The following is an 11,851-nucleotide window of genomic DNA, read 5'->3' on the forward strand; positions in this document are numbered from 1 at the left end:
CGAGGCCCGGACGTACGTCGTCCCGGGGTGTCCTCGGAACGAGCTGTCGGCAGGTACTCGGACTCGCGGGCGCATACCTGGGTACGGCCGCTCACCGCTGCGGGGCAGTCCCGGAGTCGCACCGGGTTCCCCTGCGTCGTCAGCGAGATGAGCATACATGTAGGGGTGCTTTCCAGAAGCACCCCTACATGTAGTGTCGCGAGTGCACGCAGTCACCCCCGCAGCGCTGCCGGAAGGCGCGGCATCTGTCGATGTGTCAGATTCGGGAGTGTTCGCGGGGGCGTCAGGCCCTCCGCGCGTGAGCGGGAGCGAGGCAGGACCGGATGACGGTGCTCGGGACGGGTGTGCGGCGCGGGATGGCGGCCGGGGTCGCCGCGGGGCTGCTACTGGCGGGCACGGCCGGGACGGCGGAGGCGGTCGCGACCGCGGCCCCGGCGGTACGGGTCTGCGGGCTGGATCCGGCCACCTTCACCAAGCCGTCGCTGGCGCTGGCCTACCAGAAGCTGCACAAGGTCTACTACGCCGGCGGGTCCTGGTCGGGGTTCACCCTGAAGGCCGGGAACAGCACGCCCGCGCGCTGCGCCGGCGTGCTCCCGGTGGTGGTGTTCGGCTCGCGGGGCAGGTCGCTGCGCCGGGGGGACGTGCGGATGCAGTGGCGGACCGGACGCGGCGGCTGGCACGGGTCCGCCATGGTGGCCGAGAACGGCGTGCTGATGGGCCTGGTCGGCCCGGCGCAGGGGCTGTCCCTGGCGGCGCGCGGGAAGGCGGCGGTGCCGCTGCGGATGCGGTTCTCCACCGGCGCGCCGACCGGGCAGTGGGTGACCATGGCGATCGGCTACGCGCCGGTGACGCTGGAGGGCGAGACCGCGGCGCTGCCGGTGGGGATCTCCGACCCCCGGCTGTTCCGGGTGCTGCGGCAGGTCCGGCGGCCGAGCGGCGCGCCGCAGCTGGCGGAGACCGGCGGGCCGCCGCGGACGGCGGTGGCCGCCGGGGCCTCGCTGCTGTGCCTGGGCGGCGGTGCGGGCCTGCTGGCCCTCTCCCGCCGCCGCCGGGTCCGCTAGTCAGGTGGTCCGCTGGTCCAGGTGCGTGGTGGTGTTGTAGCAGTCCAGCGCGAGCCGGCCGGACGGGGTGCGGGACCAACGGGTGATCGAGGCGTTGCCGACGGTGCCGGCCCGGTCCACGGCGAGGATCGCCGCCTCGTCCAGGTCGTCCAGGATGTGACGGAGCATCAGCACCACCGCGTCATGGGCCACCAGCAGCACCCGGCGCGACTCCTCCGCCTCGTAGAGGTCGCGGAGCAGGCTGCGCAGCCGCAGGGCCACGTCCGCCAGCGACTCGCCGCCCGGGGGGCGCCAGCGCAGTTCGCCGAGCAGGCGGCGGCGGGCCGCCTCGGCCGGGTGGTACAGCTCGATCGCGGCCTTGGTGACCATCTCCAGGATGCCCAGCTCGCGGTCGCGCAGCCGCTCGTCGGTGCGGACCGCGGGCAGCGGCAGCCCGGCCCGGTCGATCTCGGCGACGACCAGCTCGGCGGTCTCCTGGGCCCGCAGGTACGGGGACACCCACAGGCTGTGCGGCAGCGGCCCCTCGGTACGGGCGGCCAGCCTGCGGCCGAGGGCGCTCGCCTGGGCCCGGCCCAGGGCGGTCAGGGTGAGGTCGGCGTCCCGGCAGGTGATGCCGGTGTCCAGCGCCCCGGCGGCCTCGGCGGCGGCGAAGGCGGCGTTGGCGGTGCTCTGGCCGTGGCGGGTGACGGTGAGCGAGAGCGGGCGTGGGAGGGCCGGACCGGCCTGCGGCTGCGACAGCGCGGGCTGGCTGAGGTGGTGATGGTCGGTGAGCTCCACGGGTTCCCCCTGCGGGTCGTCCGGCCCGGCGCGGAGGTGCGTACGGGCCGCCGCTCCCAGTGTGCGGGAGCGGCGGCCCGCGAGGGGGGCGCAAAGGGGGTGCGTCAGGGAGCGAGGGGTGCGCCCGAGGTAGTGAGCGCGGAAGGGGGCGCGGCCTCGGTCAGGTAGTCGGCCGGGCTGGTCTCGTCCGGGAGGTCGGTCTGCTTCAGGGCGCGCAGGACCAGGGTGAGCACGGCGGCCACGGCCAGGTTGAGCACGAAGGCGGTGACGCCGATGTAGCCGAGCTGGCCGATGCCGGGGATGGCGGCGTTGCTGCCGCCGAAGTGCGACCCCGGTTTGCCGGGTGCGGGGATGCCGAAGGCCTTGTACGTGCCGTAGGCCATTCCGGCGGCCCATCCGGCCAGCAGCGCCCAGCGGTGGAACCAGCGCGACCTGTGCTTGCCCCAACCGATCAGCCCGCTGACGACGGTCGGGAAGGTCTGCAGGATCCAGATCCCGCCGAGCAGCTGGAGCTGGATCGAGAACTGCTTGTCGATGCCCAGCACGAAGCCCAGCGCGCCCAGCTTGACCAGCAGCGACACGATCTTGGCGACCCTGGTCTCCTCGGCCGGGGTCGCGGCGGGCTTGATGAACTCCCGGTAGACGTTCCTGGTGAACAGGTTGGACGCGGCGATGGACATGATCGCGGCCGGGACCAGCGCGCCGATGCCGATCGCGGCGAAGGCCACCCCGGCGAACCAGGACGGGAACATCTGCTGGAACAGCTGCGGCACGGCGAGCTGCGTGTTGTAGCCCTTCACGCCCTTGCCGATGCCGGCCGACAGCGCCATGAAGCCCAGCAGCGAGAGCAGTCCGAGCATCAGCGAGTAGGCCGGCATGATCGCCAGGTTGCGCCGCACGGTGTTGCGGTCCTTGGCGGCCAGCACACCGGTCGCCGAGTGCGGGTACATGAACAGCGCCATGGCCGAGCCCACGGCCAGGGTGGCGTAGGACCACTGGGCCTTGGGGCCGGGGATCAACGAGCCCTTGGGCTGGCCGGTGGCCGGGTTGGTCTGCGCCAGCGAGGCGGCGGCGTCGTGGAAGATGTGGCCGTAGCCGCCGAGCCGGATCGGGATGTAGATCACCGCCACGATCACCACGACGTAGACCAGGGTGTCCTTGACGAAGGCGATCAGCGCGGGCGCCCGCAGCCCGGAGGAGTAGGTGTAGGCGGCCAGCACCGCGAAGGCGATCAGCAGCGGCAGGTCCTTGGACCAGCCGCTGGAGCCGCCGACCCCCATGGTGTCCAGCACCGCCTGGATCCCCACCAGTTGCAGCGCGATGTACGGCATGGTGGCGAGGATGCCGGTCAGCGCCACCGCCAGGGCCAGGTAGCGGGAGCCGAAGCGGCCCCGGGCGAAGTCGGCCAGGGTGACGTAGCCGCGGCTCCTGGCCACCGACCAGAGCCGGGGCAGGAACAGGAACACCAGCGGCCAGGCGATGATCGTGTACGGGACGGCGAAGAAGCCGGACGCGCCCATGCCGTAGATCGCGGCGGGGACGGCGATGAAGGTGTACGCCGTGTACAGGTCGCCGCCGAGCAGGAACCAGCTGACCACCGTGCCGAAGCCGCGTCCGCCCAGGCCCCACTCGTCCAGGTGCAGCGCGTTCTCGGGGCGGCGCCAGCGGGCGGCGAAGAAGCCGACCCCGGTGACGGCGAGGAAGAAGAGCAGGAAGACCGTGAAGCTGACGGCGTTCATCCCGCGGCCCCTTCCCCGGCGGACTCCCCGGCGGTTTCCCCGGCGGAGACCGCCCCGCGCCGCTTCTCCTCGCGGCGCACCAGCAGGTAGGCGGCGCCGGTGAAGAGCGCGGAGACCACCACCCAGGCCAGCTGGTACCAGTAGAAGAAGGGGATGCCGAGCAGGGCCGGATCGAGTCTGGAGTAGGAGCTGACCCAGATCAGGGCCACGAACGGGGCGGCCAGCAGGACCGCGCAGGCGATCCGGGTGGGGGTGACCACGGGCAGGCGCGCGGGCGCGGAGGGGGGTGCTGTGTCGGCCATGGATGCGGCTCCGAGGGCGGGTGGACAGCGGACCCCTGGAATCTAAGCCGTTGTCGGGCTCACGTCACGTGTGGATACAGGAATCGGCGGGATCTTGGGGTGGGCATACGGCGCACACGCGGACGGATCGCACCCAAACACACGTGCCCCGACCGCGGAAGGCGATCGGGGCACCCGTACTGACGAACGGTCAGTCCGGACGGCGCAGTCGGGCGGTGAACTTGTACCGGTCGCCGCGGTAGACCGAGCGGACCCACTCCACCGGCTCGCCGGCGGCGTCGAAGGAGTGCCGGGAGAGCAGCAGCATCGGCAGCCCGACGTCGGTGCCCAGCTGTCCGGCCTCCAGCGGGGTGGCCAGCGAGGTCTCGATGGTCTCCTCGGCCTCGGCCACGTGCACCCCGTACACCTCGCTCAGGGCGGAGTAGAGCGAGTTGTACTTGACCAGGTTGCGGCGCAGCGCCGGGAACCGCTTGGCCGAGAGGTGGGCCGCCTCGATCGCCATCGGGTCGCCGTTGGCCAGCCGGAGCCGCTCCACCCGGAGCACCCGGCCGCCGGGGCGGATGTCGAGCAGCGCGGCCAGCCGGTCGTCGGCGGTGATGTAGCCGACCTCCAGCAGCCGCGAGGTGGGCTCCAGGCCCTGCGCCCGCATGTCCTCGGTGTACGAGGTCAGCTGCAGCGCCTGGGACACCTTGGGCTTGGCGACGAAGGTGCCCTTGCCCTGGATCCGCTCCAGCCGGCCCTCGACGACCAGTTCCTGCAGGGCCTGCCGCACCGTGGTCCGGGAGGTCTCGAACTCCAGCGCGAGGGTGCGCTCGGGCGGCACCGGGGTGCCGGGCGCCTGGGTCTGCGTGATCTGCAGCAGGTGCCGCTTGAGCCGGTAGTACTTGGGGACGCGTGCGGTGACGGTACCCTCCCCGGCCGATTCCACGTCGGGACCCCCTTCGGTCGTCATCGCCGTTCCCACTCCCTGTTCCTGTTCCTCGGCTCTCACCGGCATCTCGGTACTCCTGCGGCACTCATGGTGGCATGCCGAACGATCGCAGACAGGTTGTCAGGCGACCCTGATCGCTCCTGAAGTCGCCCCGGCGAGTGCTTCGGCGGCGGCGACACCGCACACCCGGGCCCCGCCGTAGGTCGTCAGAACGGTGACCCCGCGGTCCGCGAAGGTCTCTTCGAGGCCGTACGCGGTGCCGATCTCGACCACCACCGCGTCCGGCCGCGCGGTCGTCAACTCCAGTGCGGCGCGCTTCATCCAGGAGTAGCGGTGCAGGTCGCGCACCACGATGACGAGCGGGCGGCCGACCGCCGCGCCGAGCAGCGGGGAGGTGTCCACCCGGCCCTCGGCGTCGTCCACGGCGGTGCTGAGCAGTCCGGCGCTCTGCAAGGTCGAGGACGGTGCGTCCACCCTGGTGACGGTGGTGCCCGGGATCAGGTCGGCGAGCGGCCCGGAGAGGCCCCAGGCGGTCTCGCCGCCGACCGCGAAGTTGGCGGCCGGGGAGAACTCGACCACGTGCGGGACGCCGTCCATCGGACGCAGCGTGCCGCGGATCCGCAGCGCGCGGCGGGCGGCGGTGAGGCCGATGCCGGGCTCCACGGTGGCGGCGGCCTGGGCGCGCACCCCGGCCGACCAGCGGGCCACGGCCCGGTTGCGCTCGGCGGCCTCGTGCAGCCGCTCCTCGCCGATCCGGCCCTCGCGGACCGCCCAGAGCAGGGCGTCCCGCAGGTAGAGGAAGGTGGCCTCGTCCTGCAGTCCGCCGCCGACGCAGATGGTGTCGGCGCCGCCGGCGATGGCCTTGACCGTGCCCTCGGCGATGCCATGGGTGCCGGAGATGGCGCCCATCTCGATGCCGTCGGTGACGATCAGCCCGTCGTAGCCGAGGTCCTTGCGGAGCAGGTCGGTGAGGATCGCCCGGGACATGGTGGCCGGCAGGTCGGTGTCGTACGCCGGGAACAGGATGTGCGCCGTCATGATCGACTTGGCTCCGGCGGCGACCGCGGCTCGGAACGGGGCTAGGTGGGCGCCGAACAGGTCCAGCGGCATGTCGATCCTGGGCAGGCCCAGATGGGTGTCCGAGGCGGTGTCGCCGTGCCCGGGGAAGTGCTTGGCGCAGGCGGCCACGCCGGCCGACTGCAGCCCGCGGACGTAGGCGGCGGTGTGCCGCGCCGCCAGCTCGCCGTCGCCGCCGAAGGAGCGGACGCCGATCACCGGGTTGTCCGGGTTGGAGTTGACGTCCGCGTCCGGCGCGTAGTTCAGGTTGATCCCGGCCGCGGCCAGGTCGATGCCGATGGAGCGGGCCACGCTCTCGGTGAGCGCGGTGTCGTCCACCGCGCCCAGGGCGAGGTTGCCGGGGTAGGAGGAGCCGGTCATCACCTCGAGCCGGGTGACGTCGCCGCCCTCCTCGTCGGTGGCGATCAGCAGGTCCGGGTTGAGCGCGTACATCGAGGCGGTGAGCGCGGCGACCTGGTCGCGGCCGGCGATGTTGCGTCCGTAGAGGGCGACACCGCCGAGTTCGCCCGTCTCCAGGCGCCTCCGCACCCACTCGGGCGCGGTCAGGCCGGTGAAGCCCGGCTGGAGCACCGCTCCGGCGTCTGCGAGGAGTTGGACGGTGTCCTGGCCGGGATTCGTCATGGTTCCTTCCTAGCGTTTCTCAGAGTGCGGCGCGGATCGGGTGGGAGCGGGACCGACGGTGGTTCAGCCCTTGACCGCGCCGGCGGTCAGACCGGAGGCCACGCGCTTCTGGAAGATGACGAAGAGGATGATCACTGGCAGCGACACCAGCAGCGCCCCGGCCATCTGCGACCCGTAGTCGGCGCTGTGGGTGGGGGAGGCGGCGTAGGAGGTGAGCCACACCATCGAGGTCTGCTTGTTGTTGCTGACCAGCATGGTGTTGGCGATGATGAACTCGTTCCAGGCCTGGATCCAGCAGTAGACGCCGGTAGTGATCAGACCGGGCACGGTCAGCGGCAGCACCACCCGGAAGAAGGCGCCCCAGCGGGTGCAGCCGTCCACCATGGCGGCCTCGTCCAGCTCCTGCGGGATGTTGACGATGAAGGAGCGCAGGGTCCACACCACGTACGGGATGGTGAACACCAGGTAGGCGATGATCACGCCGAAGATCTCGTCGTACAGCCCGGCGGACTTGAGGATCAGGAACATCGGGATGACCAGCGACAGCAGCGGCACCATCTGCACGACCAGCATGGAGACGATGAAGAAGTTGCGGCCGCGGAACCGGAACCGGGCCACGGCCACGGCGGCCAGGAAGCCGACCACCAGTCCGAGGATCACCGCGCCCAGCGTGATCAGCGCGGTGTTGCCGAGGTCCGGCAGGAAGTTCGGGTCGTTGAAGATCGTGCTGTAGCTGGAGAAGTTGAAGTGGCTGGGCCAGAACGTCGGGTTCTGCTTCAGCAGGTCCGTGTTGGACTTGACCGTGGTCAGGACCATCCAGTAGATCGGGAAGCCCATCACCACGGCGAAGGCCAGGGCGACGGTGTTCCAGACCCCGGTCATCCAGCGGTTCTGGTGCAGGCCGCGCTCGGCGCCGCGGGCCTTCTTCGCCTTGGGCAGCATGGCAGGCGGAGCCTTGGGGAGGTCGATGGCCATCAGTCCTGCTCTCCGATCTTGACGACCTGGCGGATGTAGAAGACCAGTACCGCGAGCATCAGTACGATCATGGCGACGGAGATCACAGCACTCTGGCTGTAGTGGTTGCTGCCGATGCCCCTGGCGTAGAGGTAGACGCCGATGGTCTGGTAGCCCGGCTCCGGCGAGTTCTGCCGCAGCGACCAGATCTGCGCGAACACCTGGAAGTCCCAGATGAAGCTCAGCGAGGCGGCCAGGATCAGGAACGGCCGGATCACCGGGAGCACCACGTGCCGGAAGCTCTGCCAGGGGTTGGCGCCGTCGATCTTGGACGCCTCGACCAGTTCCTTGGGCACCTGGGTCATCGCCGCGTTGAAGCCGATCACCAGGAAGGGCATCGCGCCCCAGACGATGGAGCCGGCCACCACCACGTAGAGGCCCTGGGTGGGGTTCTTGAACCAGTCGTGGTTCAGCATCCCCTTGCCGCCGAGCAGGTAGCAGATGTAGTCGACGACCCCGCCGATGTTGGCGAACAGCCAGCGGAAGACCGTTCCGGTGACGATCGCCGGGATGGCCCAGACGAACATCAGCACGGTGATGACGGTGACCTTGACCCAGTTGGAGACCCGGTTGAGCAGCACCGCGAAGGCGAGCCCGAGCACCACCGAGAGGGACACGACCTCCAGCGTCAGCAGGATGGTGCGCTTGACGACCTGCCAGAAGTCGGCGTCCTCCAGCACCTTGGTGAAGCCGTCGAAGCCGATGTAGTGGGCCAGCGCCGGGTTGGCCAGCACCAGGAAGTCATTGACGTTCTGGAACGCCAGCTGGATCAGCTTGAACAGCGGGTATCCCATGACCCCGAGGATCACCGCCGCGGCGGGCAGGATCAGCAGATAGGCCATGTAGGTGCCGGCGGCACCGGCGCGACGGCGTTTGGCCGGCTTCGGGGACGTCCCCTGCCGACCGGTACTCGCCGTGGAGCGGTCGGAATCGATCACACTCATCAGGGTCCTTCCCCGGAGCCTGCAGAACTGATGCTGGGTGTTGCCGGGGATCGGCCCCGGACCTCTGTGAGCAGCATGCCCACATGGCGCGGGCAGCCGGTAGACAATCCCACCGGCTGCCCCAGACGCGCTCAGTGGCCGCGGGCCCGGCCCGCCGCGTGCGACGGACCGGACCCGCGATCAGACAGGTCAGTTGTTGCTGTTCAGGTCCTTGACGATGGTGTCCTGGGCGGTCTTCAGCTCGCTGGCCGCGTCCTTGCCGGTGGCGATGTCGCTGAAGGCGGTCTGCAGCGCGACCTCGTCCGAGGTCTGGGTCCAGTACGGGGAGTTCGGGATGAACCAGGTCTTGCCGTTGGCGGCGTCGCCGGCGGCCTTGTTGGCCGGGGCGGCGGCCTCGTAGGCGGGGAGCAGGGTCTTGTTGTTCGGGATGGCGAACTTCGCCAGCGCGGTCTGCTGCGCGGTGTTGGTGAAGATGCGCAGGAACTCGGCGCCGAGGCCCGGGTTCGCGGCGTGGGTGGGAACGGCCAGGTCGGAGCCGCCGAGGAAGGCGGGGGTCGGCTGGCCGGCGGTGGCGCCGGGGACGGCGATGGTGGCGAGGTCCGCGGCGAGCGCCGGGTTGCCGGCCTTCGGGTCGGTGACCGAGCCGACCTCCCAGCCGTTGCCGATGATGGCGGCGATGTTGCCCTTGGCCATCAGCGCGTCCTGGGTGGTCTCGTCGACGGTCTGGCCGCCCACCGAGAAGTTCTTCTGCAGGTCGGCCCAGGTCTGGACGCCCTTGACGAAGTTCGGGTCGGTCAGCGTGCCGGTGAAGGTCTTGCCGTCGCTCTTGGCGATGATGCCGTCGACGCCGTAGCTGCCGGCGCCGAAGGAGACAGCGGTGTACCAGTTCTTGCCCGGCAGGTACAGGGCGGAGAAGTTGGCGACGTTCTTGTTGGCGTCCTTGACCTTCTGCAGGTCCGCGGTGAGCTCGTCCAGCGTGGTCGGCGCGGCGGTGACGCCGGCCTTCGCGAACAGGTCCTTGCGGTAGATCATGACGCGGGCGCCGGCGTAGTACGGGACGGCGTAGGTCTTGGTGCCGTCGGCGCTCTTGCCGGAGGAGGCCAGCGACTCGAGCCAGCTGGACGAGTTGTCGAACTTGCCCTTGACGCTGGTCAGGTCGACGAACGCGTTGGCCGCGATGTACTTGGCGGTCTGGGTGTTGCCCAGCTCGATGGCGTCGGGGGCGTTGCCGGAGAGCAGCGCGGTGTCGAGCTTGGTGCTGTAGTTGGTCCAGGTCTGCCACTGGACGTTGACCTTGGCGCCGGTCTCGGCCTCGAACTGCTTCTTGGCCGCGTCGACGACGCCCGGCCAGCCGTTCTGGGCGTCCTGCATCAGCCAGATGTTGACCGTCTTGCCCTTGCCGTCGGTGCTGAGGGTGCTCTGCGGAGCGGCGGTGGTGCTGGAAGAACAGGCAGCGGCGGTGAGCACGGTGGCGAGGGCCGCGGCGGCTGCGATCTTGCGCTTCAAAACATCCTCCTGAGGATGAGCGAGATAGGGCACCGGTTCGGTCTCGGAGGAGTTCCTGAGCTTGACCGTGCCTGAAGGGGGTGCTCAACGAGGGCTTGCAGTCTTCATCGGCAATACCCGGAGTGTTCGCTCCGAGGCAGCTACCTGATTGGTGTAGACCAGTGCTCGGAGATTGGCATGGACCAATGTGGAGCGTCAAGGGTTCTAGGCGCACTGTGCCAAGCCGTTACCAACGCTTGACAAGCGAAGACCCTTCAGATGGACGCCAGGTGCAGGACTGGACCAATCTCAAGTATCAAAACCGTACAGGAGCGGACAGTTGGGGCCTATCGTCGCCAGGTGTCGGTCCGGTAACAGCTTGCACCGCAGGGCTTGCGTTTCCTTGACGGGTGTTGCAAACGGGGGCGAGACTCCGGCAATTGGTCTATGCCAGAGGCGCCAAGGGCGCCACAGGCCATGGAGTGGGCCTTTTCCATCGCACTGAACTTCCATGTCCGGGGGGACGCCGGCGATGCCGCCGGTTCGGAGCGGGGTTCGGGGGCATCCTGAGGAGGATGGTGTGAACCGACGACGGGCGTTCGCTTCCAGACACTGGAGAACCGCGCTGACCACGGCAGCGCTGATGGCGGGTGTCGCCGCCTGCGGTTCCGGGGGAGGGGGCGCGCAGAGCGACCCGACCTCCTACAAGGGCAAGACCCTCACCGTCTGGCTGATGGCCGGTGACAATCCGCAGAGCTGGGTCGACGCGGTCACCACGCAGTTCGAGGCCGCCTATCCGGGTGCCAAGCTGGTGGTCCAGCCGCAGCAGTGGACCGGGATCCAGTCCAAGATGACCTCGGCGCTGGCCGGGCTGACCCCGCCGGACGTGGTGGAGATCGGCAACACCCAGACCGCCTACTACGCCTCGACCGGCGGCCTGCTGCCGCTCGACCCCTACCGCAAGGACCTCGGCGGGGCCGACTGGACCCCGTCGATGGACAAGTCGACCATCGTCGGCAACAAGCAGTTCGCCGCGCCCTGGTTCGCCGGGAACCGGGTGGTGATGTACAACAAGAAACTCTGGAAGGCCGCCGGGCTCAACCCGCCGCAGACCATGGCGGAGTGGCTGACCGACCTGGGGAAGCTCCAGCACACCAAGGGCGTCTCCTCGGCGCTCTACCTGCCCGGGCAGAACTGGTACGCCTTCGACGGCTTCCTCCAGGACGCCGGCGCGGACATCCTCACCCTGAAGGGCAACCAGTGGGTGGGCGACCTGGACAGCCCGGCGGCGCTGAAGGCCGCCAACCTGTTCAAGAAGCTGCAGTCCTACGGCAAGGCGCCCAAGGACCAGGACGAGCAGCACCCGGTCCAGGCCACCGTCTTCGCCAAGGGCGACGTCGCCTCGATGATCGCCATGGGCTACGAGGAGGCGCCGGTGATCGCGGCGAACAAGAGCATGGACGGCAACATCGGCTACTTCCCGATCCCCGGGGACACGGCGGGCAAGCCGGCCAAGACCTTCCTCGGCGGGTCCAACCTGGCCGTGGCCGAGACCTCGACCCAGCGGACGATGGCGCTGGGCTTCCTCAAGATCGCGCTCGACGACGAGAACGAGAAGGCCTATGTGAAGCTGAACGGCTTCCTGCCGAACAAGGCCAGCCTCTACTCGGCCCTGGACGGGAACGCCTACGCGGCGGCGGCGCAGAAGGCCGCGCCCAACGCGGGGTTCACCCCGCTGGTCCGGGCCTGGGCGAATGTGGAGAACCCGCCGAACCCGATCTCCACCCTGTTCCTGACCCCGATCCTGGAGGGCAAGGACCCGGTGGCCGCGGCGAAGGCGGCCGACGCCAAGCTGACGGCCCGGATCAAGCTGGGCTGAACCCGGGGGGCGTTCCGGCGG

General features: G+C 69.9%; 10 protein-coding genes and 1 riboswitch. Of the genes, 2 read left to right on the forward strand and 8 right to left on the reverse strand.

Features of this window, described 5'->3' with window-relative positions:
• Positions 1–31: 31 nt before the first annotated feature.
• Positions 32–172: riboswitch (cobalamin riboswitch) on the reverse strand.
• 151 nt (positions 173–323) lie between these two features.
• Positions 324–1,061 carry a hypothetical protein gene (locus ACEZDG_RS22665; protein ID WP_380512473.1) on the forward strand — a complete coding sequence of 246 codons (738 nt, stop codon included), beginning with the start codon at positions 324–326 and terminating at the stop codon, positions 1,059–1,061.
• On the opposite strand, the gene ACEZDG_RS22670 is transcribed toward ACEZDG_RS22665, so the two are convergent.
• From ACEZDG_RS22670 to ACEZDG_RS22705, 8 genes are all read right to left on the reverse strand, one after another.
• Positions 1,062–1,838, reverse strand: coding sequence for a histidine phosphatase family protein (locus ACEZDG_RS22670; RefSeq protein WP_380512474.1), 777 nt, complete (start codon positions 1,836–1,838; stop codon positions 1,062–1,064). It lies immediately after the preceding gene.
• Between the two features lie 104 nt (positions 1,839–1,942).
• Complete coding sequence (mctP, locus tag ACEZDG_RS22675) at positions 1,943–3,577, reverse strand: monocarboxylate uptake permease MctP (RefSeq protein ID WP_380512476.1); 1,635 nt, start codon at positions 3,575–3,577, stop codon at positions 1,943–1,945.
• Complete coding sequence (locus tag ACEZDG_RS22680; protein ID WP_380512478.1) at positions 3,574–3,879, reverse strand: DUF3311 domain-containing protein; 306 nt, start codon at positions 3,877–3,879, stop codon at positions 3,574–3,576. The genes mctP and ACEZDG_RS22680 overlap by 4 nt, the downstream gene beginning before the upstream one ends.
• Before the next feature lie 190 nt (positions 3,880–4,069).
• The gene (locus ACEZDG_RS22685) at positions 4,070–4,831 is read right to left on the reverse strand and encodes a GntR family transcriptional regulator (protein ID WP_380512480.1); all 762 of its coding nucleotides are present in this window, start codon (positions 4,829–4,831) and stop codon (positions 4,070–4,072) included.
• A gap of 99 nt (positions 4,832–4,930) precedes the next feature.
• On the reverse strand, positions 4,931–6,508 hold the full coding sequence (locus ACEZDG_RS22690; RefSeq protein ID WP_380512482.1) for a glycoside hydrolase family 3 protein: 1,578 nt from the start codon (positions 6,506–6,508) through the stop codon (positions 4,931–4,933).
• A gap of 63 nt (positions 6,509–6,571) precedes the next feature.
• Positions 6,572–7,483 carry a carbohydrate ABC transporter permease gene (locus ACEZDG_RS22695; protein WP_380512484.1) on the reverse strand — a complete coding sequence of 304 codons (912 nt, stop codon included), beginning with the start codon at positions 7,481–7,483 and terminating at the stop codon, positions 6,572–6,574.
• Positions 7,483–8,466 (reverse strand): carbohydrate ABC transporter permease, encoded by a 984-nt coding sequence (locus ACEZDG_RS22700; RefSeq protein WP_380512485.1) that lies wholly within the window; start codon positions 8,464–8,466, stop codon positions 7,483–7,485. The genes ACEZDG_RS22695 and ACEZDG_RS22700 overlap by 1 nt, the downstream gene beginning before the upstream one ends.
• Positions 8,467–8,655: 189 nt before the next feature.
• Entirely contained in the window at positions 8,656–9,972 is a 1,317-nt protein-coding gene (locus ACEZDG_RS22705) for an extracellular solute-binding protein (protein WP_380512487.1), read from the reverse strand.
• 559 nt (positions 9,973–10,531) lie between these two features.
• On the opposite strand from ACEZDG_RS22705, the gene ACEZDG_RS22710 reads away from it, so the two are divergent.
• Positions 10,532–11,830 (forward strand): extracellular solute-binding protein, encoded by a 1,299-nt coding sequence (locus ACEZDG_RS22710; RefSeq protein ID WP_380512488.1) that lies wholly within the window; start codon positions 10,532–10,534, stop codon positions 11,828–11,830.
• Positions 11,831–11,851: the final 21 nt, after the last annotated feature.

It is taken from the genome of Streptacidiphilus alkalitolerans (genome assembly GCF_042511045.1).
GTDB classification, from domain to species: Bacteria; Actinomycetota; Actinomycetes; order Streptomycetales; family Streptomycetaceae; genus Streptacidiphilus; species Streptacidiphilus alkalitolerans.

Bases quoted from the DNA above. Each gene is read 5' to 3' on its own strand.
- ACEZDG_RS22695 (WP_380512484.1), bottom strand. From the start codon at position 7,483: ATGGCCATCGACCTCCCCAAGGCTCCGCCTGCCATGCTGCCCAAGGCG.
- ACEZDG_RS22690 (WP_380512482.1), bottom strand. From the start codon at position 6,508: ATGACGAATCCCGGCCAGGACACCGTCCAACTCCTCGCAGACGCCGGA.
- mctP (WP_380512476.1), bottom strand. From the start codon at position 3,577: ATGAACGCCGTCAGCTTCACGGTCTTCCTGCTCTTCTTCCTCGCCGTC.
- ACEZDG_RS22680 (WP_380512478.1), bottom strand. From the start codon at position 3,879: ATGGCCGACACAGCACCCCCCTCCGCGCCCGCGCGCCTGCCCGTGGTC.
- ACEZDG_RS22685 (WP_380512480.1), bottom strand. From the start codon at position 4,831: ATGACGACCGAAGGGGGTCCCGACGTGGAATCGGCCGGGGAGGGTACC.
- ACEZDG_RS22665 (WP_380512473.1), top strand. From the start codon at position 324: ATGACGGTGCTCGGGACGGGTGTGCGGCGCGGGATGGCGGCCGGGGTC.
- ACEZDG_RS22700 (WP_380512485.1), bottom strand. From the start codon at position 8,466: ATGAGTGTGATCGATTCCGACCGCTCCACGGCGAGTACCGGTCGGCAG.